The following is a 25,178-nucleotide window of genomic DNA, read 5'->3' on the forward strand; positions in this document are numbered from 1 at the left end:
ACCTCCTATGCTGCTGCAAATTCTGCAAAAACAATTAGATGAAAGCACAACTTGCCCACTTTGTCAGGCGGCAATGTATTGGGTGGAAGCTGAACAATATGATCAGGACATTCAGTTTCATGAATGTAGCCATTGTGCGCATCGTATCTATCAGAACAGTCAACTGACTTGCCATTGTGAACGCTGTACCGCTAAAAGAAAAAAACTCTTACAAGAAACGCGCTTACAAGAACAACGGAAACTTAAGCATAAAGAGATTGTTGAGCTTGAATTAAATCAGTTGAGTTTTTTACATAAACTGTTTCTCTTAAGCATTTTAGATAATCAAATTCAGGAATACAGCACTCACGATGAATATATTCATTGGGAAGCCATAAAATTCCAGCCCATTACGCCCAACTATTTTTTTCAAAGTACCTTGCTCAAGCAATTACTTAAAGACCAGATTCTAATTGCCAAAGACTTTGCCGAAGAAGCACATGAATACTATGTCAATGTGCGTTTGGAAGGCTATTCTGAGCCGAGCTTGTTCAGTATTACCCAACAATTACGTCAGTGGTTTTATGAGAACTTGCGACTCGGCATTCCCTTTAAAGAAGCCGATGAAGTTAAAAGCGCATTGTATTTGGTGCTTTATCAAGAAATTGTGCAGTTCATGCAATACTACTGTAGGTCTTGGGGTGTCCAGATTGCAGGCAATCAAAGCTTCCAGAGCTTTTGTTACCGCTTAATGGAGCATCTGGCTGTAGGGCAAATTTATTATCTAATTCAGACTGCACTCGAATATTTGCATGATAAAAAAGCCTTAAAACCGCGCAATGAAAATTTTATCAATACTAATTTGCTGAAAAAAACCTTACAGCAATACCGTGAACGTGCTTTGGCAGAAAAATGGGAAACCTCCACCCTGCCACGCTTACCGAATATGCCACTCAGCAAAATGAGCGAGATTCTTTTTTTTAAATTTCTTGGTTACGATGAGCGTATTTTCTTTCAACCCGTTTGGCGCTCTTGGAAAAAGATTGAACCGCGTCTGAATTTTTATTCAGTGAAACGCTGCATGTATTGTGGTTCTAATGATTTAGCTGTGGACTATGATGCGGAAGAATATGTTTCTTTATTTTGTCGCAACTGCAAACATCAGGACCATTATTTCACACGTTGAATGGTGAACATTATGTCTACTCAATCAACCCCTTCTACAATTGACTTTCAGGATGTCTCCTTGGATCAAACTGCACCATTACTTCAAAAAATTATTGAAGCGCATACTCAGCTTCGTGCCACACAACCTCTGGTGCAGTGTATCACCAACAGTGTCGCAGCCAACTATGTTGCCAATGTACTTCTGGCTACGGGTGCGTCTCCCGCCATGATTGATAATCCTTTTGAGGCAGAGAGTTTCACGCGCATTAGTGGTGCACTAAGCATTAACTTGGGGACACCAACCACGGAACAAATGCAAGCGATGCAGATTTCTGCCGCAACAGCTCAACAAGCTCTGATTCCGTGGGTGCTCGATCCTGTAGGCTATAGCAGCATTTTGCCTTGGCGCTCAGAAATGACGGATGAACTTCTTCAATATCATCCCGCTGTCATTCGCGGCAATGCATCTGAAATTAGTGCTTTAGCTGGCAATCAAGTTGAAAGCAAAGGAGTCGACAGTACTATCGCCAGTAGTGAAGTCTATATCCAAGCGTGGTCTTTACTAGAACATACTGAATGTATTGCAATTTCTGGTGAGTCAGATTTTATTTTATCCAAAGCAGAAAATTGCATTATTCAAGTCAATGGTGGTTCATCTTTACAGCCCCGTGTTACCGCAACTGGCTGCGCATTGGGGGCTTTAATTGCTGCGTATTGTAGTGTTACCGATGTTACGATTGCTGCCCTCACGGCACATGTGCATTTTGCCGTCGCGGGTCAATTGGCGTATCAAACCGCACAAACTGTCGGCTCATTTAATGTGGCATTTTTAGATGCCTTGGATTACCTGACTGCCGACCACATCAGCGAGCTTGCTGATATTCAAATTATAAACAGGTAAAAAATAGATGTGAGCATAATTCGAATATGCTCACATCTATTAACTTGCTGCACGCTCTATCGCATTTAAAATGGCGGCTTCCGTTAGCATTTTGGTATTCAGCTTACTGACACACATCATGCCCATACCATCAAAATAGTCAGGTGTATGTTGCATAAAGAAGTCGATATGTTGATCCGCTTGTTCATGAATCTGTATCGCTTCACCCAGTGTGGTTTCAGGAATCACTCTTGGGTGAACAAAAATATCTTCTCCCCGCTTTTGCACATCCGACTTTCTCACCGCGATTAACTTCAGTACATCCAAATAATCCTGTGGTGTTTGCGCATCTTTGCGCGGATAGAAGTTCTGCGCACAAGAGGCTAATAAAGCATAGGCTTTAGGTTGCATTACAGTTACGACGAACCATAAAGGAAATAAAGGATGTTTTATACTGTGCTGTACCGCAATTTTAATTACGGAGCTTAAAGTTTTATTACCGCGTTGATAATTCGGTAAAAAAGAACCTCGGCAATTCACCACAAAAATAGTTTTTTCGGAAATATTCAGTTTTAATATGGAAATACTGTTATACCCAATCAGCTGCACACCATCAAAATATTCAATCACTTGTACCGATATTGCATCTGCATCATGCATAAAATCATACAATTCCTGTTTGCAAGTATCGGGAAAAATAACAACATCGAAGGCTAACAGTTGTTCTAAATATTGATTCTGATGTTCGGGTGATAACTTCTTATAATCTATAATTGTTTCTGAAATATTCATAACTCCATCCGAGTTGAATAGACCTGACAATTGTAAACACACTTTGTCAGCTCTGACATCCCCTAAATTAGGTAAAGTTTGCTTTTAATTATTCAGAAAGATGAATAATCATCTTTTAAATCAAATAATTATAAAATCACTTATTCATTGAAATCAATAAGATATACTGAAAATACAACTTTTAAATAATTACAGTAGCTACATAAAGGCTACAATCTTATTCCATAAAATTTTTAAGTATTTTTATCAATCATCTTCTACAAAAAGATCATTTTGATTGATTGATCAAACATGGAATAGAAAAAAATAAAGAAAATGAACCAATAGCACCTTTTGGTCACCCTTCCCTAGAGGTGCTATTGATTCAATCATCACCATTAACCCATTAGATGATGATTTATATATTCAGTGTAATCATAAACTTGACTAAATGTTTCCTGTTTTTTAGCTATATTTAACTAAATTCAGCATAGAAATACAGTATATTTACATTTCACAGAAGATTCTTCTATGGAATGATTTTTGAACAGCACAGAATACACACTAGATAAGATAGATCGAAAAATTTTATCTGCTTTACGCAAAAATGGGCGCTTGACCGTCGCTCAACTGGCCGATGAAGTTGGACTTTCTTCCTCACCCTGCTGGACTCGACTTAAGCGTTTAGAAAATTTAAAAATTATTGACGGCTATACAGCCAACATTAATCCTAAAGCCATTGGTATTAATGAATTATTTTTTATTGAAATTACTTTAGAACGACATGATGATGAAATCTTGGAACAGTTTAGCCAAACCCTCGCAGAAATTCCTGAAATCATTGAAGCGCATTTAGTGACGGGTGATTACGATTATTTGGTTAAAGTGGCCGTGAAAAATGCCGAGCATTATGAGCGTTTTTTAAGAAAGAAACTGTATTCGATTAAAGGTATACGCCATACACGATCTACTTTTGCGCTACGCCCACTTAAGTCTGCAACCACGTCTGATTTAATGCTGATCGAATAATTAAAAACTCTTTTACTGCAATTTAAGTAAATCTATGTTTTAATACGCGCAGTATGAGATGAGCCTTATATGAGTATAGAAATATCTATACGACTAGCCCCGCGAAAGCGGGGCTTTTTATTGTCTATTTGACACTATAAATTCATAATAAATGTATATAACTGCTACGAAGAAAAAATGAATTGAGCCGCATTATGTTGTTATTGACGTCAATTATTGGTTGGACAAAATTAAAATCAGCCTTTTATTGAGAATATGTGACTCGCACTAGACTTTGACATCATCACTGTTCATTATTCATTCACATAATAACTATATTTTTTGGAGTGCGCTTCAATGGGGTTCAAACTCATACCCACCATAATTTCAGTATCACTTACCCTTATTATTTGGTTTTTCATCCCTATTCCACAAGATGTCTCTGCCAATGCATGGCTTCTATTTGCCATGTTTATTGGGGTAATTGCGGCCATTATTGGTAAAGCCATGCCAATTGGGGCAATTTCGATTATTGCCATTGCACTTGTTGCGATCACCCGAGTAACCAACGATAACCCCAGTGATGCCATTAAAGATGCATTAAGTGGTTTTGCCAATCCGCTGATCTGGTTAATTGGTATCTCAATCATGATCTCAAAAGGATTACAAAAAACAGGCTTAGGCGCGCGACTTGGATATTACTTTATTGCGGTTTGGGGCAAAAGAACCATTGGTATTGGATACAGTCTCGCATTATCTGAACTGATCCTTGCCCCCGTAACGCCAAGTAATACGGCACGTGGAGGTGGAATTATCCACCCCATCGTACGCTCCATTGCGACAAGTTTTGACTCCGACCCTGAAAAAGGCACAGAGGGTAAAATTGGTAAATATCTGGCTTTGGTCAATTACCATTCCAACCCCATCACCTCGGCTATGTTTATTACCGCTACAGCGCCCAATCCTTTAGTTGTTGAACTTGTAGCAAAAGCCACCAATAACCAGATTCACTTAAGTTGGACGACTTGGGCATTGGCCATGGTATTACCCGGCATTGTGGCTTTGGCTTTAATGCCGATTGCACTTTATTTTATGTATCCCCCTGAAATTAAAAAGACACCGAATGCGGCTCAGTTTGCCAAAGACCGTTTAAAGGAAATGGGACCCATTACCTTACACGAAATGATTATGCTGGCTGTGTTTGGAATTCTACTCCTCCTCTGGGCGGGTATTCCTGCAATGCTGTTGGGTGATATGTGGACATTAGACCCAACCACAACCGCATTTATCGGTTTATCTCTTTTATTACTTACTGGTGTTTTAACTTGGGATGATGTCTTAACTCAAAAGAGTGCATGGGATACCGTGACTTGGTTTGCGGCACTGGTGATGATGGCCACCTTTTTAAATAAGCTCGGCTTAATTGCATGGTTTTCTGGTGTATTACAAACCAGTATTGGGCAGCTTGGCTTAACTTGGGTTCCTGCTTCCATGCTTTTATTGTTTGCATATATGTACGCCCACTATATTTTTGCCAGTACTACTGCACATATTACCGCTATGTTTTCAGCATTCTACATTGCAGGTATTGCTTTAGGTGCTCCTCCAATGTTCTTTGCACTGATTATGGCAGCTGCTTCTAGCATTATGATGACACTGACTCATTATGCGACAGGTACATCCCCTATTATTTATGGTTCAGGCTATACAACGCTTGGTGAATGGTGGAAAGCAGGTTTTGCCATGAGCATCATTAATATGGCTATTTTTATAGTCTTAGGTGGAATTTGGTGGAAGATGTTGGGTTATTGGTAAGATCATTCAGCATTAAAAAAAAGTCCCTTGATCAGGGGCTTTTTTAACGTCTGTATTTTCAAGAGACTAAGCTACAACACTATTTATTGGACAAACCAATCAGATTCATTAATCAGGCTTAATGTCATAGACCCAATTTCTAGCTTGATTGTCTGTGGTTGTTTCACAAACATAGTAGTCGTGATCCCATGAGTCTTGATGGAAAATTTCCATTTTTCGATAAGTGACTTGTTTGCCATTTTCGACACAGACAAAGCTGCCACCTTGGTCTTTAACAGCAGAACCGTTAAGAAATCCACCTATGCAGAGGAAACGGGATTGTTTGGGCATTCGCTTAAATCAACTATAGAAATCATGTAACAATGTTGAGATTAAACGTTTAATTTAATCGAATGTAAGGTTTAGCCCAAGATATTATTATAAAATATTAATCAATTGATTCTAAATTAATTTTCACCAAAACCCGCTTCTCTATATCTTTCAAAATGACATTGGGTGCAATACTAAACAATAGCATTTCTAATAAATATGGCTTACTTCCTACTCCATACACCTCAATGGAGAGTTTTTTCATCAAATCACAGTATTGATGATATGCATTTTTGTGACCACGAAAAACATACTTCTTTCCACTCAACCTAAAGATCGTCTGCATGTCGTATTTAATTAAGTCACTATTACGACCCACTGGTTGTACAAATAAATCTACCTGAGGTGCATAGTTAAAAAGAAGCCAATTCAAAGCGTAAATCACTCTTGAATCATAAATTACGTAATCATTAGGGTTCAAAAAAGAAGCTACTTTAGAAAGTGATGAAATACGCTCAAAAGAGGTTTTTGTTAGATACTTTTTATCAAGTTCAGATAAAAAATTTATAATCTTAGCATCATTTACATCGTTTCTTTTAAATGAACCAATACCACCCCATTCCTGAATAATCCAATAATAAGTTAGCAGACAATCATTGTGGTTTAAACATTCTTTTAGATGCTCTTTTAGGTAAACATTTCGATCAAAATTCGTAATAATACTACTTGGTATTGGAATATGACAATTTTCAGGAATATCCCACTGATAGCTTTTTACATCATGTTGTACTGATAGATCTCTTAAAACAAAAATTAGTTTTTGCATCTATAAATTCTTAATTAATAAAATAAGGGCTGATTAATCAGCCCTTATTTTTAACTCATTAAAACTTAATTATCAATTAATTAAGTTAACTGAGCAGCAGCAATTTTCTTAGTATCTACTTTATCCGCAGCATCAGTATATTCACCGATACGGTCAAAGTTTAAATACTTGTAGATATCTGAAGACATGCTGTCAATTTGCGCAGCATATTGTTGGTATTCTTCAGGAGTTGGTAACTTACCAAGAACCGCAGCTACAGACGCAAGCTCAGCAGAAGCTAAGTAAACGTTAGAACCTTGACCTAAACGGTTAGGGAAGTTACGCGTAGAAGTAGACACTACAGTCGTGTTTGGTGCTACACGTGCTTGGTTACCCATACACAATGAACAACCAGGCATTTCAGTACGTGCGCCAGCTTTACCATAAATGTTATAGAAGCCTTCTTCCATCAATTGATGCTCGTCCATACGTGTTGGTGGAGCCAACCATAAACGAGTAGACAATGAACCGCTTGGTACTTTATCAAGTAACTGACCAGCTGCGCGGAAGTGACCGATGTTCGTCATACAAGAACCGATGAATACTTCATCAATTTTGTCGCCTTGAACGTCAGAAAGAAGTTTTGCATCATCTGGATCATTCGGGCAGCAAAGGATAGGTTCTTTGATGTCAGCAAGGTCAATTTCATACACTTTCGTGTATTCTGCGTCAGCATCAGCTTTAAGAAGTGATGGGTTAGCCAACCAGTTTTCCATGTTTTCAACACGGCGAGCCATCGTACGCGCATCACCATAGCCTTGTGAAATCATCCACTTAAGCATAGTGATGTTAGAACGTAGGTACTCAGCAACTTTCTCTTCAGAAAGCGTGATTGCACAACCAGCAGCAGAACGTTCAGCAGAAGCGTCAGAAAGTTCGAATGCTTGTTCAACAGTCAAATCAGTTTCCATTTCTGACAAGTCGATTTCTAAGATACGACCAGAGAAGATGTTTTTCTTACCTTTTTTCTCAACAGTAAGATCGCCTTCTTTGATTGCATAGTAAGGAATCGCATGTACAAGGTCACGTAAAGTGATACCAGGCTGCATTTTACCTTTGAACTTCACAAGCACTGACTCTGGCATGTCAAGTGGCATAACACCAGTTGCTGCAGCGAACGCTACAAGACCAGAACCCGCTGGGAATGAAATACCAATTGGGAAACGAGTATGCGAGTCACCACCAGTACCTACTGTATCTGGAAGAAGCATACGGTTTAACCAAGAGTGGATAATACCGTCACCTGGACGTAAAGATACACCACCACGATTCATGATGAAGTCAGGAAGCGTATGTTGCATTTGTACGTCAACTGGCTTTGGATAAGCAGCAGTGTGACAGAAAGACTGCATAACGAGGTCAGCAGAGAAGCCCAAGCAAGCTAAGTCTTTTAACTCGTCACGAGTCATAGGACCAGTTGTATCTTGAGAACCTACAGTCGTCATCTTAGGTTCGCAGTAAGTACCAGGAATTACACCTTGACCTTCTGGAAGACCACATGCACGACCAACCATCTTCTGAGCTAAAGTGAAGCCTTTGCCAGTTGCAGCAGGTTGTACTGGAGTACGGAACAATGTAGATGGAGCAAGACCTAAAGCTTCACGCGCTTTAGCAGTCAAACCACGACCAACGATTAAGTTGATACGACCACCAGCACGAACTTCGTCAAGAAGTACTGGAGTTTTAAGTTCAGATTCAGCAATTTGTTCGCCGTTTTTGAATGCAGTCACTTTAGCAGCAGCGTGATCGATTTTAAGAGTAACTTCGTCACCCATGTTCATGTTAGAAACATCGATCTCTACAGGTAAAGCACCCGCATCTTCCATCGTGTTAAAGAAGATCGGCGCAATTTTACCACCTAAGCAGTAACCACCGTCTTTTTTGTTAGGAATGTGCGCGATTTCGTCACCGAAGAACCAAAGCACAGAGTTAGTCGCAGACTTACGAGAAGAACCTGTACCAACAACGTCACCTACGTAAGCAACTTGGTTGCCTTTCGCGATAAGGTCTTTAATTTGGTTCAATGGACCAACTTCACCAGGAACTTCTGGATTGATGCCATCACGTACGTTTTTCAACATCGCATTCGCGTGTAATGGGATATCTGGACGGCTCCAAGCGTCTTGAGCTGGAGACAAGTCATCAGTGTTGGTTTCGCCAGTTACTTTGAATACAGTAAGTTTGATTTCTTCAGGAACATCTTTACGGCTAGTGAACCATTCAGCATCAGCCCAAGACTGAAGAACTGCTTGTGCATTTGCATTGCCCGCTTTCGCTTTGTCAGCAACGTCATGGAATGCATCAAATACAAGAAGAGTTTTTTTCAAAGCTTCAGCAGCTAAGCCAGCTAATTCAGCATTGTCTAAAAGCTCAACAAGAGGTGCTACGTTATAACCACCAAGCATAGTGCCTAGTAAGTAAACCGCACGTTCTTTAGAAACTAATGGAGAAGTCGCTTCACCTTTTGCAAGCGCAGCTAAGAAAGCAGCTTTTACATATGCAGCTTGGTCAACACCCGCTGGAACACGGTTTTCTAGTAAGTCGACTAAATACGCCTCTTCACCAGCTGGTGGGTTTTTTAATAATTCAACTAATGCAGCTGTTTGAGCATCATCAAGTGGCTTCGGTGGGACTCCGAGTGCGGCACGTTCTTCAACGTGTTGGCGGTAAGCTTCTAGCACGGTGTTATTCCTCTTTTTTAAAAAATTATCTATGAATTCCAGCTTATGCAAAGCTTCACAGATAATATGGACAGCAAAATTCTACTAAAAATCCAGTTAAAAGTTAATGCAAGTAAAGTGTTTCTTTGTGATGCTCATTATTTTATGGCGAAATGATGGCACTCAAATGACATAAAAAATCAACATAATTGGTTATACATTACCCCAGTAACAATTTAATTGAATCAGGCATAAAAAAGGCAGGTTTGATGTTGCCTGATTTGGTGATAAATGAACATACCACCTTAGTGGACAGTTGTTTGCTGTAAATAGCCTGTTAAAGCGCTTTTACTGCCTTCAAACTTGATCTGAATTTCATCATCATGCAGCATCATATGTGCTGCACCAACAAAGGAAATTTTTACGGCATACAATTTTGCATCCTTATCAATCGGATGTTGAATAAAGACACGATCCCCAAGTGTTAATAGGTAATGGCTTCCTCCAATTACGACACATCCAGTTTCATCTTCTAACAAAAGATCAGCATTATTCAGATATGCGACAACTTCCATATTACACCCCTTTTGATTGTTATTATGCGTTTTTAATTATTATGTAAAAGCCGCCTATTTACTATACAGATCATGCATTTTAAGCCGTTAAATTTGATAATGCTTAGGCTATTTTCTTGCGCAACCAACAGCGTGGTAAATCTGATTAATTTATTCAAAGTTTAAAAATTAATAAGCCTTGTGCTGCATCGCACAAGGCTTATGGTCAAGCAAGGCTGTCTAAAACACAGAATAGCTGTAGCAACGATTAGAACTGCTTATATTCTGGTAATTTATCGTGCGGTGTGACCAAACACTTCTCTGTAATCTGTGCCTTGATCTTATCTCTTGCAGCATCTTTATCTTGCTTAATTTCTGCCTCAGGAAGCGCATAGACTTGCTCGATGATGTCCAGAATAAAAGTTCGGGTAAACTCATCATCAATTTTTTTGGCATGTTCAATTGCTTTATCTTTTTCAATCGCACTTTGACGATCCAACATAATTGAACGAGCCGCATTGCCCATACTGGTACAGTATCCATGCCATTGTTCTTCAGGAGTCAATGGCTTCTTTTCAGAACATCCGACCAGTGCTGCCATCACAGCCAACAAATACACTTTTTTCATGAATACTCTCCAATTATGCGCCCTATGATACTCAAACTTCTGGCAAATAAGAAATCTATCTACAATATCGGCTGAAATGACTGCATATCGAGTTTTAATGCCTCTATCTCATTTGATTTATAGATTTTTTCTCGCTCACATCATCCATACATTGCAAAGTCATCATTTTTTAAAGCAATTCATTTCGCATGTCGTTTTATGACACAAAAAAAAGCTCATCTTGTGATGAGCTTTTTTTACTGTTCAACTATTTTGAGAGTCTCTCTCAAAATACAAGTTAAACCGCAACGATTCCGCTTGCTTGCGAACCTTTTTTACCTTGCGTAATGGTAAATTGTACACGTTGACCTTCGTGTAAAACTTTGAAACCGTTACTAACAATTTCGCTGAAATGAGCAAAAACGTCTTCACCAGAATCAGTGGCAATAAAGCCAAAGCCTTTAGTTTCATTAAACCACTTAACTGTACCAGTCACAGTATTTGACATAAAAATTCCTATTAAGCATTTATTCGCTTAAATTAAACAAAATTAAAATAATTAATTTTGAAATTTTGACATTAAAAGCAGACTTACAATTAAATATTTAAAACTTCAAAACTAGATTACCCAAACTCTTTAACCAAAAATATTTTCTGATTTAAGGTTAAGAATATGTTGTTTAAATCAACTTATAAAGTTGATTTAAACCTATATAAAAACTTCGACCATCTAAGTTCAGGTCTATTTTTTCACCTGACCTAAGTTCGATCATTTTTCCCACTTCAACACCAACAAAACCAGATGTGGTATTTTGGCTTCGCATTAGGGGAATTAACTGCACATCAATTAATTGACCATTAACTGCAATGGCTTGTTGCCATTCTACTGATAAATTCAATATAAATTACTCATCGTTTGAGCATTTGTGAAAAACTTAAAGAGGGGTCTTAAATCTTCTTTTAATAACTTGAAAATACAATAACTTGCTACACTTCAATATACTGGAAAATCTATATCACAAATAAAAATAAAATTGGTAGCGGGGGCTGGATTTGAACCAACGACCTTCGGGTTATGAGCCCGACGAGCTACCAGACTGCTCCACCCCGCAACTGAGTGAGACAGTTATACTCTCTTGCTATAAATAAAGCAAATTATATTTAAATTAATTTTCTATATTTTATCTTTTAAAAGCCTATTCAACATATATTCACTCATCACGCTCTATAAAAATTAAACTAAAACCACTGTTTTATATCACTTAAAACAACAAATCCTATTTAAAAATATATTCCAAAATAAAAAGCCATATATTTATGGCTTTTTATTAAATACGTAGAAATTAAAAGCGCCAGTTATAAAAAATATCAATTGCACGATCGACAGATTGACTCGCTTCCAAATATAACCGTTGATTCATTTGGTAACGTAGCGTCAATTTATTGATTGGCGTAAACACACCAACACCGTAACGAATATAGAGATCAGGTGTAATATAGCCTGTCACACTCACTTGTGTGTCATCACCCGTTCCTTGTGCATCTAAAGCCAAACCACTTAGTCCAAATGAACGACCGAGTTGGTTGGTAAAGGCACGTGTGCCACCTAAGCCCATACTGATCCCCGCAGCAGCAATCGTATTATTGACATCTGACTTGAAGGTTTCAGACTGATTAATGTTATTCGCACCTTCATTAATACGGCCTGTAATAATCGCATTCATTGCCTCTTGTTCAGACAAACCGCCATCGTTATAGACCTGAATATTTGGATTACTTGCAGTACCAGTCACACGTACGCCCACAATCGTGCCTTGTACATTTTTATTGGTATCTACGTCGAGTGTCGGATTCGCCAATGGACCGTTAAAACGTGCAATTGCTCGGTTTAAATCTAAACTTTGTCCATAGGCTTCAATTTTAACTTTCTGGCTTACCCCAATCGCACCATTGGCACGCATGGCAGCTTCTACCCCACGCTGTGAAAGGTATAAACGACCAACCAATGGAATTCGACTATTGAAACCCTGGAATACCACCTGATTACCTAAGTTGATCAAGACATCTGCTTTAATGTCCCAAGGTCGTGCCGATTTAAGAATGGCCAACTGGTCTTGTCCTTCATGCACAATTCTGACATCCGAGGAAACATTCACAACAGGCGCAGAAGACTCTGGCATTGAAATCAAAGCACGCGGTACATTTACTTCACCTTTTAACACCAGTTTTTTCTGGAAAGGTGTGACATCTAGACTAAAATCTGGTGTGACTAACGCGGTAATGAGTGGTGCTTGGCGAATTAACAAGTTGTCGCCTTTTAAATGTAACTGAATACGCGGTTCGCCTCGCCAGTCGACATTTCCTGTGAGCAAACCCACACCTTGCCCACTATTAAACGCGCCATTAATCGTTGCGTGATCACTCTGAATCGATGAGTACACTTGAATATTGCTCAAGTTTACTGGCAGTGAAATCATACTGATCGCGCCATCTTTTAAACGCATTTCACCAGTTAAGCGCGGTGCAGTAAGCTGACCACCGATCTTCCCTGCAAAGGACAATGTCCCACTTAATGTACGGATATCTTGAATAAAGGGTTTAAATACTTTGAGTTGCACCTCATCAAAGGCAATTTCACCTTGCATCGGTTTATTGGGTTTATACGGGTCAATAATAACGTTGGCATAACCCGTACCAATTTCAGGTGTTTTCACGTCAAAGCGCATTTGCAGACCTTGCGGCACACTTTTCGCAATGACCGAAATCTCGTCATATCGTAAAGTAGAACCGATATCTTGAGGATCTTCGGCTGCAATTCCAATAACACCTTGCCGCGTGACCAAACGTGCGTCAATTTTAGGTTTAGTGCCTTGCGCCCATGCCGCTTTAGCATAGCCGTTGACTTTACCTGTAATGGCCAATCCCTCTGGCATAAATGCTGCAAAATCGTTTAAATCCAAATTTTTCGTGACAAAGGAAATATTGCCTTTGGCTTTGCTGATGCGTATTGGCTGATCGAAACAGAGCTGACTCTGTTGACTCGCCCAACAATGTGCCCCTACAAACAGCTCTGCAGTGTTTTGATTATAGACCACTGAAGCATTTTGACGTTGTACCAAACGCACCCGCAGCGAGTCAAAATCACCCTTTTGAATTTGCCCCAACCAAGAATTTTGACCATTGAAACCACCTGCAAGTTGCACATAAAACTGACTAAGACGGTTATTGGCTTGTACTCTTAATACATGTGCTTTACGCGTTCCCGCCAAAGTCACAATGCCATTTTCAATTTCACGATTGCCACTGCGTAAATTATTCATTTCCGCTTTCAGCAAAGTTGGGGTCGTTTCAGCAGTTGGCAACTGTCCTTGTATACGTAACTTACGCATACTTAATAAATTTCCGAATCGGAAATCATCCACTGCCAGATTAGCCGTAGCTTGTAACCGCGGCTGAGACTGCACATTTAAATAGCCATAAGCACGACCCCGTAATCCACTGTAGATCTCATACAAGGCAGGGGCATTCACTTTAATTCTTAAGTTTTGAGCATTACCCGTGGCTTGAATCTGATTTTGTGCATAAGCCATAAACAAGTTATTGGCTTCAAATTGTTGTGGCAAAAAGCCTTTCTGGTTGTTATTAAAGACCAGCGCCAAGTTACCTGTACCACGCACTGGTTTATTATTGAGATAACCAGCAACATTCAGCTTCTGAATATTAATTCGTTTTAAGGTTTCCGACCAGAACCCTTCCGTTTGGATGTTGCCCGACAGCTCGCCCCGCAGTAATGACACAAAATATTGCGGCTTAAAATGAATTAACGATGCTTTGATATTCCAGCCAATCCCCTTGCTTAAATCAATTTTGCCATTGGCCTGAATTTTTCCTGCAGCGCCATCATGCTGGAATTCAGCAATTTTTAACAACTGAGGTGTGCCAGAAATTTTAATTTTTAATAAACCATTGCTTTCTTTAACTTTACTCGACTTCAAGGCGCCATCATAATTGACTGCAAAGCTTTTAAAACCACCTCCCGATTTCGGGTCATGGAATAAAACGGCAATAGTACTTTTACCTGTTAATTGCACAGACTCTTGCTGAGCTTGCTGTGGCATATGCCCTGTCAAGTTAACTGACTTGAGCTCAATAATATGTTGATTTGGCTTGGCATAACCACTGGCTAAGACTTGTCCATTGACCAAATCTACCGGGGCTGCCGCAACAACCGTTTGCGGATTAAAATCCTTTGCATTAAGTTTTGCATCCCATTTTAATTGGGCCTTTTCAGTCGGCAAGATCACATTGGCTTGACCTGTAAGACTTCCTTTCTGCGCAACATAGCTAAAACTTGGAACTTTCAAGACATTCTTTTTCAGTTCTAATTGTGCCTTATAAGCCCCTTCAGGTAGTAAAGCACTTTCATGCAACCCGACCTGAGTGGATACCAGAATATTTTGCTGACCCTCTAGTAAACGCAGCTGTACATCCCCTGAGTCACTTTTCAACCAACCAATATAAGGCATCGCGCGGTCAATATCCTTCCATGCGATATCCAGCAGCAACGGCGATGGTTGTTTCGCTTTGGCTTCATCTTGATTCAGTTTCAGATTCCATGTTTCATACTGATCAAAATCAACCAAACCAGTGAGATGTAGCCCTTTCTCCAAACGACCGGTCGAAGCAATTTTGGCATCCAAGCTTGGTGGCAAGAAATCTTTCACCACTTGCGGAATCAACTTATCGTTCGGATCAATTTTATTAAGACGACCTTGTACATCCCAATGTACATGCTTTTGCCAACTTACCAGTCCTTTTGCTGTGACCGTCCCCTTCATCACCTGACCATTAAATTGATCAATATTGAGTTGATGAATTAAATCGGTATGCATCACTGCCGTATATTTACCTTTGGGAATATTCTGCCCTGTTAAATCGGTAGATAAACCTAAATTTAAGCGTTGGATATTGCCTTTAAAATGTAAAGCTCCTGCTTGAGTAAATAATTTCTGCTCAGTGAGTAATGGCCAGTGATAATTCTTAAATTGTAATTGGCCAAACATAGGGACATGACTCCGTACAGGATGAACCACACCCCAGCCCGACAATAAATCTGGTGTATTGGTCGCGAAACCAGCACTAATGGTGTCTAAACTCCCCTTAGCCACCACATGAATATCTCGAACTTGCAAACTATGATTCAGTGCAGGAATATTAACCAAGGCCTTTGCATTCAACGGGTAATTCCCATGGAAATCCATATCACCAGCAGCATTACGGATAGATAAATAACCCATATCCACTTTAGAGTCTTTAAATTCTAATTTGGTGTTTGACCAAAGGGCTTCATTCAGCACAATATCGTTAAAATTGACCGACGCTGCATGGGTTTTTATTAATAGATGATCGACGTCTGCATGATCTAGACGCAACGTGAATGGCAGCTTAATTTCTTTGAATGCGAATGGCTTATCACTTGGCGGTAATTTGGTAATGATTTGCAAATTACGCACATCAGCACTGTATAAATGGATTTCTTTATGCACTAAGGCACGCCAACCCAGAGTCACATCTGCACGGTCAATTTTTACATCTACCGCTGCCAGCGTCACCTTAACATTTTTAAGAATAATTCCTTTTAAAAGATTACCGCCTTCATATTCATAATGAATAACATGCTGACGTTCAAGTACACGGTTTAATAAAAACTTACTGCCTTTATCTGTCGAAAACATGATGGCAAAAGCTGAAACTAACAAAACGATAAGAATGAACAGCGTTAAGATCACACTCCTAAAAACGCGGCGTTTTTTAGGTGTCGGTGCTTCAGGTAACTCTTGTTTTTGCTGTTCTACTTCAGCCATAACCTTCTCAAGTACAAATAAAGTCTAAATTTTAAAGTGGTGAACCAATAAAGAAATGCAAACGAATCGGGTGACCTTCATCCGATATGCCTGAAGCAACATCAATACGCAGTGGTCCAATCGGAGATTCCCAACGTACCCCTAAACCCACACTATATTCGGTATCATTACTAAAATCTTTATCATATGCATTACCAAAATCACTAAAGACTGCTGCACGCCAACCTTCTTTAAATTGATAATTGTATTCCAATGAGCCGACAGCTAAAGCTTGTCCCCCGACTTTATAACCATCAACCTCTGGAGATAAATTCTTATAATCAAAGCCACGAATCGACTGGTCCCCGCCTGCAAAAAAACGCAAGTTATAAGGAATTTTATTAAAATCTTCCGTCACGATATAGCCCAAATCACTGCGACCAATCAATTGATGATTATTCTCGTCACCCAGTGAATAGATAAAACGCCAACCGGCATTTAATATCGCCATATCTGCATCTGAGAGTAAAGCCTCACTCCCCAATTCAACTTTATAAATTTGCCTAAAGCCCTGGGTTGGATTGACACGTCTATCCATATCGACCCGTGAAGCCTCATAGCCCAACAATAAAGACTGTTGTTCAGTATCCGAGCTGGCTAAGAACGCATCAGGAATATCGTTTTCATTTACAACACCTTCTTGGGTTAAACGATCCAGTCGATAACGTACACCGAAGGTATGTTGCCAATTCCCCATTGGTTTTTTAATAATTCGGTCACCACCAATCACGGCGGATTCAATCGTTAACCCATTCCCTTTGGCCACATCATCACGTTCTTCACGTTCATAACCACCGACCAAACTAATATAGTCATTTAATGGATGGTTATAAGGAATGTTATAGCGACCATCTACCGCTTGACGAATTTGCGACAACTCTAAGTTTGCATCAAAAGAATGCCCGCGCGAATTGACAATCGAGCGACGATAAGTGGTTCTTAAACGAGGTCCCGTGTCAGACCCCCAACCGGCACCAATTTCCGCACTATTTAAGCGATCTGCATTTAAAGTAACGATCACAGGGACTTTAAGCTCTTCACGGGCCTGTAGCTTGAGGCGCTCTTCCTCTTCCAAGCGAGCATTCTGCGCAGCACGTTGAATTTGAACTTCTGAGTCCTGTTCCTGATCTTCCGTACCAGCAAATTGATCTTCATTGACCACCGATTGCGTCACTTCTTTAGCCGCATTCAGCTCTTGTTGATTTTGTACCTGTAAATCACTTTCAGCCAGCTTCTCCTGATCGACCAATTCCTGCAAATCAGGTGGCAATTCTAGGGGGATTATCACAGGATCTGGTTTTACCGCATCCACCAAGGTGTAATTAAAATACCTTGAGTTAGTTAGGTTATTGGCTAAGGTATTCACACGCCATAAGGTGTAATCTGCGCCATCTTCCCAAGGTACCATCATCCTTAAGATATCCATGTCCAGCGGAAATGGCTTGGAAGGATCACTCATACGGAATTCTGCACCTGCCAGTTTGTAGCGTTCACCCGTTTCAAAACGAAGATTAATATCCGCGGTATTTTGCGGCTGAGCGACTTTTACATCATGTAACCGCCAATAGGCATCAAAAAAACCGTTGTTACCAGCCGCTTCTAATATGCGTTGTTTGGTTTGCTCATATAAGCCATGATTCAATACATCACCAATATCCAAATCTGGTAAAACACTAATCACTTGAAATTGAGGGCGATTAGCACCAGCGCCTGAAAATTCAATATTTTGTTCTTCAACCAAGACTGGCATATTGGGCTTAATATAAACCGTAACTTTGCTTTCACTGGTTTTTTCAAATTTAAATTCGGCTTGATAAAAACCGACAGCCTGTGCTGCTAGCGTTGCCAAACTCCGTAATTGTGGTAAGGCCGCATTAAAATCACCATAAGACTCTTGGGTAAAACTCGAAAGCTTGGCGTTCACATTATTTTTTAAATTGGTAATCGCCTGCTGATATTCTTTTTCGGGTAAATCAGGATTGGTATTGGTAGCTTGAACCATGACAACATCAGCTTTAATACGAGGTACTTTAGCTACTTCTAAATCATTTTTGGATGGTCGTAATTTATAATACCAACGTTTAAAAAATCCTTTTTCCTCTTCCACATTGGTTTCAGTTTCAAGCCCTAACTCAGCCAGCGTTTTGCCCGATTCATTTGCTTCAACCACAATTTTACTGTCCGCATGAATGCTAGACATTAACTGATCAACATTTACAGGAGCCTGATTAATTTCAGTGAGCTCTTGCGGAGTCGGATTTGCCACCACCATGTCTTGGGTTTGACCTGCACGATATTTTTCCGCTTCGGCTTTTGCTTCATTGGCAACATTATAAATTTCGTTTGCCATCTCCTGATCCACAGGTGCGACTGGCAGCTCTGCAAGCTCATCAAACGTGATCGGCTTAAATACCTCTATTTCATTGCTATGCTGCTCTTGATATTGCAGCATGGCATAACTATCTAATGCAGGGTCGGTATTTTTGGAGTTTTCAATTTTTTCCGCTTGTTGCGCGCGACTTAAATTTTGTGCATCTGCTTGTATTTGCGCGTTCAATTCATCTTGTGCTGCTTGATTGATACTGCTCACCGTGGCACTTTCTGCGGAAACGGCATCCACTTCTTGCGCGAAGCTATAATGGGCAAAAAATATTAAAAAAGCACTCAAACACAATCTTTTGTTGGTATGATTCCACTGCATGATCGAGTTCACACTCAATGTCAGTGGTGACTTTTTAAAATTGATCTTAACAAGCATAGAATACTCTAAACTCATGATGGGTCTATTCTGTAGCCCTTCGTATTTATAGTGGAAAGTTTAAAAATTATACTGGCCAAAGAACTCAATTTTATTGATTTTTCACCACAGCATAGGATTAAAATATCATACATGATTTTCTTTGCTATTTTACCAGATGCTCACATTTCTTAATAAAACTTTATGAAGTTCACATTGTCATGGAAAAAAAAGAACATCTTTTAAGCTCACGTCGTTTTTTACCGATGTTTGCGACTCAGTTTTTTGGCGCATTGAATGACAATGTCTATAAACAAGCCTTATTACTCGTCATTACATATGGCTGGATTAACCAGCAAAATGCCGATGTGAGCACCTTGAATAATCTGGCGGCCTTGCTGTTTATTCTGCCTTATTTCATTTTTTCAGCCACTGCTGGGCAAATTGCCGATAAATATGAACGTGCACGCTTGGTTCAAGGCATTAAAGTGCTAGAAATTATCATTATGCTGATTGGTAGTGCCGGCTTTTTACTTGGACATTTATGGCTTTTGTTGCTGGCCTTATTTTTAATGGGCACGCACTCCACCTTCTTTGGCCCGATTAAATATGCAATTTTGCCCGAGATTCTAAAACCCAATGAATTGATGTCGGGAAATGCCTTATTTCAGTCTGGCACATCCATGGCCATTTTAATTGGTATGATTTTGGGTGGAGCGGTAATTTCCGCATCAGAAGGGAACTTACTCTGGATCAGCATCACGATTGTGACAATTGCGATACTCGGCTTTATCGCCAGTCGTTTTATTTTAAAACAAAATGTGACTTCGCCTGACATCAAAGTCGATTGGAATTTTTTGAGAACCAGTTTTGAAACCTTAAGATATGCCAGAAGTATTCCCTTAATTTACTTAGTCTTATTGGGAAATTCTTGGTATTGGTTTTATGGCGCCACCTATCTGACACAAATCCCTCAACTCACCCAACAAAATTTACATGCTTCGGAAAACGTCGTCAGTCTGCTGCTGACTTTTTTCTCTGTCGGTATTGGAATTGGTTCATTACTCTGTCGCAGACTTGGTGGAAGCAAAGTCAATCTCAAAATGGTGCCAATTGGGGCAATAGGATTAACCGTGTTTGCATTATATTTGGCCGCCAGTTTATCCTTTGTGCCAGTACGCACGGGTGAACTCTTACATTTAGCAGACGTTTTCCATCAAGGTTGGAGTTATTATCATGTGATGTTGGCTGTCACGTTGCTTGGAATCAGTGGCGGTTTTTATATTGTTCCGCTCTATGCCATGATGCAGGCCTATTCTCCACGCTCACACCGTGCACGGGTGGTTGCTGCCAACAATATTTTAAATGCTGTGTTTATGGTCAGTTCTGCAATTTTTTCAATTATTATCTTAAGTGTCTTAAAAATTGATATTAAAATACTTTTCTGTATTACAGCTGTTCTTAGCGCTTTGTTTAGTATTTGGCTTTTAGTGCGCCTAAAACCTTTACTGCAAAATACCCAAGTTTCTTTAGAGGAATAACCTATGCGTCACTACACTGGTATTGATAAGCTCATTCACTCATTTGACCAAGCCTTGCGCAGTTTAGTGCCTGGTACTACAGTAGCGCAACGTGAAAATCCGGCTTCTCCAGAAGAAACTCATTTGGCGGTGAGTGAAGCTCGTCATGTGGCAGGCTTAATGCGGGTCAATCATAGTGGTGAAGTCTGTGCTCAAGCGCTTTATCATGGTCAGGCTCTTACGGCCAAACTTCCCAATGTTCGACGCGAAATGGAACAAGCTGCGATTGAAGAACAAGATCATTTAGCGTGGTGTGAAGATCGCCTAAAAGAGCTCGATAGTCATACCAGTGTGTTCAACCCTATTTGGTATGGATTGTCTTTTGGTATGGGTGCCATTGCGGGCATTGCCGGTGATAAATACAGCCTAGGTTTTGTGGCTGAAACTGAGCGTCAGGTCAGCTTGCATTTACAGCATCATATTAGCCAACTGCCTGCTCAGGATAATCGTTCCCGTAAAATTCTCGAGCAAATGAATGAAGATGAATTACATCATCGTGATACAGCGCTGAATGCAGGTGGCGTAGATTTGCCTTTACCAGTCAAAATGACCATGACCGCTATTTCCAAGCTAATGACCAAAACCAGTTACTATATTTAATCATCGCAGGGTGCATTACATAAAAAAAGCAGTGTGACATACACTGCTTTTTTATTAGAGAGATTTTCTATTGAATTAAAACTTTATTGCCTGACTGTTGTAAATTACCGGTATATTTTGGCTGTAATGAAGGGTTACTTGGATAAGTTTGTCCATTAAATTGCAAAATGACTTGTCCCAAACCTCTAGTGTAGACCGATAAATCCGACCAACCTTGGGTTTGTGTATTTAAGGCATAGACGGGTACATCCGAAACCGTCATTTTACTCAATGGTTGGAACCTGTTTCCACTCATTCCCTGAAAAACCAAGAGCGTACAGCCACCTGTACCACACCAGTTCGCTCCTCTCAACAATACCACTGCATCTTGTAAACCATCTCGATTTAAATCCACAAATGCATATTGATACAACGCTTGTTCCTGAATATACAGATAAACAGCTTGTTTCAAAGCTGGTAATAAGGTCTCAGCATCGCTGCTCATCTCTGTAGAGGGAATGGTCGGCTGTGTGGTTCCTGTGTTATCGACTGGTGCGTTGGAACTACAACCTACGGCCAAAAGGCTTAAGAGTGCGGTTATATAAATTCGAATTTTCATGAGTAAAGCGTCTCTTAAAGCGACTGTCTTGTATATTTTAAAACAGCAAAGCGAACCAACTCGTTTTTATATGTTAATGACTTCTTGGCATTGCACAATAGGAAAATGCTGTTCGGGATGGATAAATAAAGGATGTGACCACAGATCCGACATCGGGATTTTGACATCAAGTGCAAGCGGCATTTTTTTGGGATTAAACTGCATCTGCTGCAAAGATTCACCCCAAGCAATCAAATCAACATCAAGTGAGATCTGGTGCGAAGGACGTACACGACCTGATGCGGCTTCCCACTGTTTTAAGCATTCAATAATGTGTTCGGGTTGATGTGATGAACGTAATAAACAAGCCGCATTCCAATAGTCTTCCCCTACACCATCCCGACAAGGAATAATATAAATATTGGAGAATTCAACTGAGCCAAGTTCACAAATGCGTTGATGTGCATATTGAAAATTGTGCTGAGGATTGAGGTTACTCGCCAGTGCTAAGGCGAAAATCGTGTCGGTGGCGTTCAAGACGAATTCCTACAGAATTTGCTTCTGCAATGATGGCAGGCTTACGAATCGTAATTTTAATCGATTCTATCACTGGATAGGTAGTAAAAAGCGCATTGAGTACCAATTTTGCAGCATGTTCGATTAATTTTGGTTGAGCTTTTTGAATGACGCTGGCAGAAATGCTGCAGATTTCAGCATAGTTTAAAGTGTCGTCTAATTCATCAGAATTGGCTGCAGCCTCTAAATCAGTTTGAATGATCAAATCCAACATTAAGGGTTGAACAATTTGTCTTTCCCAATTAAAACAGCCAATAACCGTATTGACCTTTAGACCTTCAATTACAATTGCATCCATAACCTGACTCTTAAATTTCAGATGGTTCATGGCTTAAAAAACTCGGCCTAAAGCCATGAACTGATCAAGAAAATTTGAGGTTTAATTTTTTAACATCAAATTCGGATCGATAGTTTGCACCATTTGTAAACGCTGGTCTGCATAAATATCGGTATAAGGCGCAAGGACGCGCATAAAACGATCGAAATATAGCATTTGCTTAAACAAGAGCGCGAAATCACGCGGGAAGCGGATACCATGACGTTCACCAACGGCAACCATATCCATCATCACGTCATTTAGATCCGCAGGATTTGAACTTAAAATTTCTTGTGGATCAGCCAGTAATACACCGCTAAATAAGCGTTCCAGATCAGCTGCCAAAACCTTGGTATCAACAGCGACATCGGTCATGCCCATTTTCAGCATATTTTCAGCCATGAGGGTATAATCTGTGCGCTGCAAAGCATCCATAAATGCCATACAGGCTGTCCAAACTTCAGGATTCAATTGCCCCACAATTCCAAAGTCGATAAAACCAATGCGACCATCTTCTAGCAGCATTAAATTTCCGGCATGCAAATCGGCATGGAAACTCTTACACATCATCAAGCTACCAAACCATGTATTCATGGCCGTGATCAACACCTGTGACGGGTCTTTGGCATATTTTTTTACAACTTCAAAGTCGGTTAATGGCACACCAAACAGTCGCTGCATGGTAAGCACACGGCGCGTCGAATATTGATGATAGACTTTCGGCGCTGTTGCAGCCTTATTTTGCGTAATATTTAAATAATTTACAAAATCATCAATATTTTGCGCCTCTTCAATAAAATCAACTTCACGCACCATACGCGTTTTAATTTCATCTACAATATCAGCCAAAGAAGCAAACTTCACTTTGGGTACTGCTTTTTCCAAAATTTTGGTGGCCCAGTGCAATACATTCAAGTCGGTATAGAGAATGGTTTCTACACCAGGTTTCTGAATTTTCAGCACAACGTCTTCACCCGTGACCAGTTTCGCAGCATGGACTTGCGCAATGGATGCAGAAGCTAAAGGCTTTTCCTCAATAGACGCAAAGATTTCATCTAAATTCCGTCCTGCAAATTCAGAGGCTAAAACTTGTTGTACATAGGTAAAGGGTAATGACGGAGTCTGATCTAGACACCCCTGAAACTCTTCAACAAATTCACGCGGAAATAAGGACGGCGTGCTGGCAATAAACTGCCCCAATTTAATATAAGTTGAGCCTAAATCCTCAAAAGTTTCACGCATTAACTTGGCATTACTCGGCTTTTCAGTCGCGTATTTAAAACCTGCTTTTGCAGCAACGACTGCTGTTTCACCCATACGGGCAACTGAACGCAGTCCATCCAGCCAGATATTATTTTTCATCATATTTGAAGGTGGTCAAAAGAGCATATTCAGAGTTTAGCAAATAATTAAGGGGTTAAGGTTGATCTTGCCTGACAGTCTGGACAATTTAGGTCTTGCTCAAAGGATAAAATCCGCTGTTTCATGCTTAAACCATCCCACAACAACAGTTTTTGTAGCAGTGGGGTCCGATTCAGCCCTAAATATAGTAATGCATGATGTGCCTGCAAACTTGCCATGACATTCGGAGTCGTCGAAAGGACACCTGAATCCGCACATCGCAGACTTTCATTAACATGCTGCTCTTTCGGAAACAGACATTGATAGCAAGCAGAATCGGCTTCCACCATAAATAGCTGGCCTTGAAAACCTATGGCCGATGCACTAATTAAAGTAATATTGAACTGTTTGCACACCTGATTGACCAAATAACGCGTGCTAAAATTATCACAGCCATCCAAAACCAAGTCCTGTGCTGCAATCAGTTGTTGAGCGTTATTTTCATCCAATTTGGCTATATGGTATTCAACAGCAATATAAGGATTAATTTGACTCAGTCGTTTCGCCAAAATTTCGGCTTTATAACACCCTAAATCGGCTTGAGTAAAAGCAATTTGACGCTGTAAATTACTCACCTCAATGAGGTCTGCATCGATCAGCGTAATTTTTCCCACCCCTGCACGTGCTAACAATTCAGCCGTCGCACAACCAATTCCACCGCACCCCACAATCAAGACATTGGCTAATTTTAATTTTTCTTGTGCAGTAATATCCCAACCTTCGAGTAAAATCTGTCGGCTATATAAATGCATTTCATCGTCTGTTAATTCCAGATCACTTTCATTGACTGCGTTCACTGCTATTCCGTTGTGAGTGTAAATATGGTCAGTGAAATATTATATAGGATAATACTTTTGCACAGGCATAGCATTT

The 25,178-nt window shown here is 40.0% G+C and carries 21 protein-coding genes and 1 tRNA gene; 6 read left to right on the plus strand and 16 right to left on the minus strand.

Features of this window, described 5'->3' with window-relative positions; all coding sequences use genetic code 11:
- Positions 1-7: 7 nt before the first annotated feature.
- Together AC6CHI_RS12120 and thiM are read left to right on the plus strand one after the other, a co-directional pair.
- Positions 8-1,165, plus strand: coding sequence for a hypothetical protein (locus tag AC6CHI_RS12120; protein ID WP_498121645.1), 1,158 nt, complete (start codon positions 8-10; stop codon positions 1,163-1,165).
- Between the two features lie 60 nt (positions 1,166-1,225).
- The gene (gene thiM, locus AC6CHI_RS12125; protein WP_498121647.1) at positions 1,226-2,047 is read left to right on the plus strand and encodes a hydroxyethylthiazole kinase; all 822 of its coding nucleotides are present in this window, start codon (positions 1,226-1,228) and stop codon (positions 2,045-2,047) included.
- 39 nt (positions 2,048-2,086) lie between these two features.
- Here thiM and AC6CHI_RS12130 read toward each other — a convergent pair whose 3' ends face one another.
- The gene (locus AC6CHI_RS12130) at positions 2,087-2,818 is read right to left on the minus strand and encodes a hypothetical protein (protein ID WP_498121540.1); all 732 of its coding nucleotides are present in this window, start codon (positions 2,816-2,818) and stop codon (positions 2,087-2,089) included.
- Between the two features lie 522 nt (positions 2,819-3,340).
- Between AC6CHI_RS12130 and AC6CHI_RS12135 the strand changes: the two genes are divergently transcribed.
- Together AC6CHI_RS12135 and AC6CHI_RS12140 are read left to right on the plus strand one after the other, a co-directional pair.
- Positions 3,341-3,826, plus strand: a complete 486-nt coding sequence (locus tag AC6CHI_RS12135; RefSeq protein ID WP_498121542.1) for an Lrp/AsnC family transcriptional regulator — start codon at positions 3,341-3,343, stop codon at positions 3,824-3,826.
- Positions 3,827-4,162: 336 nt separating this feature from the next.
- Positions 4,163-5,620 carry a DASS family sodium-coupled anion symporter gene (locus AC6CHI_RS12140; protein WP_498121544.1) on the plus strand — a complete coding sequence of 486 codons (1,458 nt, stop codon included), beginning with the start codon at positions 4,163-4,165 and terminating at the stop codon, positions 5,618-5,620.
- A gap of 108 nt (positions 5,621-5,728) precedes the next feature.
- Here the strand turns inward: AC6CHI_RS12140 and AC6CHI_RS12145 are convergent, their stop codons facing one another.
- The 10 genes from AC6CHI_RS12145 to AC6CHI_RS12190 form a co-directional block, all read right to left on the minus strand.
- Positions 5,729-5,950 (minus strand): hypothetical protein, encoded by a 222-nt coding sequence (locus AC6CHI_RS12145; RefSeq protein WP_498121546.1) that lies wholly within the window; start codon positions 5,948-5,950, stop codon positions 5,729-5,731.
- A 97-nt stretch (positions 5,951-6,047) separates the two neighbouring features.
- On the minus strand, positions 6,048-6,755 hold the full coding sequence (locus tag AC6CHI_RS12150) for a hypothetical protein (RefSeq protein WP_458892780.1): 708 nt from the start codon (positions 6,753-6,755) through the stop codon (positions 6,048-6,050).
- Between the two features lie 80 nt (positions 6,756-6,835).
- A complete protein-coding gene (locus AC6CHI_RS12155) occupies positions 6,836-9,475 on the minus strand; it encodes a bifunctional aconitate hydratase 2/2-methylisocitrate dehydratase (protein ID WP_458892781.1) in 2,640 nt (879 codons plus the stop codon).
- Positions 9,476-9,759: 284 nt separating this feature from the next.
- A complete protein-coding gene (locus tag AC6CHI_RS12160; protein WP_458892782.1) occupies positions 9,760-10,029 on the minus strand; it encodes a hypothetical protein in 270 nt (89 codons plus the stop codon).
- A 247-nt stretch (positions 10,030-10,276) separates the two neighbouring features.
- Positions 10,277-10,636 (minus strand): hypothetical protein, encoded by a 360-nt coding sequence (locus tag AC6CHI_RS12165; RefSeq protein ID WP_458892783.1) that lies wholly within the window; start codon positions 10,634-10,636, stop codon positions 10,277-10,279.
- Positions 10,637-10,913: 277 nt separating this feature from the next.
- Positions 10,914-11,123 carry a cold-shock protein gene (locus AC6CHI_RS12170; protein WP_458892784.1) on the minus strand — a complete coding sequence of 70 codons (210 nt, stop codon included), beginning with the start codon at positions 11,121-11,123 and terminating at the stop codon, positions 10,914-10,916.
- A gap of 172 nt (positions 11,124-11,295) precedes the next feature.
- The gene (locus AC6CHI_RS12175; protein ID WP_458892785.1) at positions 11,296-11,514 is read right to left on the minus strand and encodes a transposase; all 219 of its coding nucleotides are present in this window, start codon (positions 11,512-11,514) and stop codon (positions 11,296-11,298) included.
- Between the two features lie 136 nt (positions 11,515-11,650).
- Positions 11,651-11,727 (minus strand) — tRNA-Met (locus AC6CHI_RS12180).
- 231 nt (positions 11,728-11,958) lie between these two features.
- The gene (locus AC6CHI_RS12185) at positions 11,959-16,479 is read right to left on the minus strand and encodes a translocation/assembly module TamB domain-containing protein (RefSeq protein ID WP_498121548.1); all 4,521 of its coding nucleotides are present in this window, start codon (positions 16,477-16,479) and stop codon (positions 11,959-11,961) included.
- 31 nt (positions 16,480-16,510) lie between these two features.
- Positions 16,511-19,276 carry an autotransporter assembly complex protein TamA gene (locus AC6CHI_RS12190; protein WP_498121549.1) on the minus strand — a complete coding sequence of 922 codons (2,766 nt, stop codon included), beginning with the start codon at positions 19,274-19,276 and terminating at the stop codon, positions 16,511-16,513.
- 200 nt (positions 19,277-19,476) lie between these two features.
- Between AC6CHI_RS12190 and AC6CHI_RS12195 the strand changes: the two genes are divergently transcribed.
- Positions 19,477-20,796, plus strand: a complete 1,320-nt coding sequence (locus AC6CHI_RS12195) for an MFS transporter (RefSeq protein ID WP_498121551.1) — start codon at positions 19,477-19,479, stop codon at positions 20,794-20,796.
- Between the two features lie 3 nt (positions 20,797-20,799).
- Positions 20,800-21,435: a 2-polyprenyl-3-methyl-6-methoxy-1,4-benzoquinone monooxygenase gene (gene coq7, locus AC6CHI_RS12200; protein ID WP_458892789.1), complete on the plus strand. Its 636-nt coding sequence runs from the start codon at positions 20,800-20,802 to the stop codon at positions 21,433-21,435.
- 67 nt (positions 21,436-21,502) lie between these two features.
- Here the strand turns inward: coq7 and AC6CHI_RS12205 are convergent, their stop codons facing one another.
- The 5 genes from AC6CHI_RS12205 to AC6CHI_RS12225 form a co-directional block, all read right to left on the minus strand.
- On the minus strand, positions 21,503-22,033 hold the full coding sequence (locus AC6CHI_RS12205; RefSeq protein WP_498121553.1) for a COG3650 family protein: 531 nt from the start codon (positions 22,031-22,033) through the stop codon (positions 21,503-21,505).
- Between the two features lie 66 nt (positions 22,034-22,099).
- Positions 22,100-22,549, minus strand: a complete 450-nt coding sequence (locus AC6CHI_RS12210; protein ID WP_498121555.1) for a 2-amino-4-hydroxy-6-hydroxymethyldihydropteridine diphosphokinase — start codon at positions 22,547-22,549, stop codon at positions 22,100-22,102.
- Positions 22,506-22,886 carry a dihydroneopterin aldolase gene (gene folB / locus AC6CHI_RS12215; RefSeq protein ID WP_498121556.1) on the minus strand — a complete coding sequence of 127 codons (381 nt, stop codon included), beginning with the start codon at positions 22,884-22,886 and terminating at the stop codon, positions 22,506-22,508. The genes AC6CHI_RS12210 and folB overlap by 44 nt, the downstream gene beginning before the upstream one ends.
- A gap of 81 nt (positions 22,887-22,967) precedes the next feature.
- Positions 22,968-24,266 (minus strand): ABC1 kinase family protein, encoded by a 1,299-nt coding sequence (locus AC6CHI_RS12220; RefSeq protein ID WP_498121648.1) that lies wholly within the window; start codon positions 24,264-24,266, stop codon positions 22,968-22,970.
- A 47-nt stretch (positions 24,267-24,313) separates the two neighbouring features.
- A complete protein-coding gene (locus AC6CHI_RS12225; protein WP_498121649.1) occupies positions 24,314-25,057 on the minus strand; it encodes a HesA/MoeB/ThiF family protein in 744 nt (247 codons plus the stop codon).
- Positions 25,058-25,178: the final 121 nt, after the last annotated feature.

Source organism: Acinetobacter sp. GQ146, from assembly GCF_059758585.1.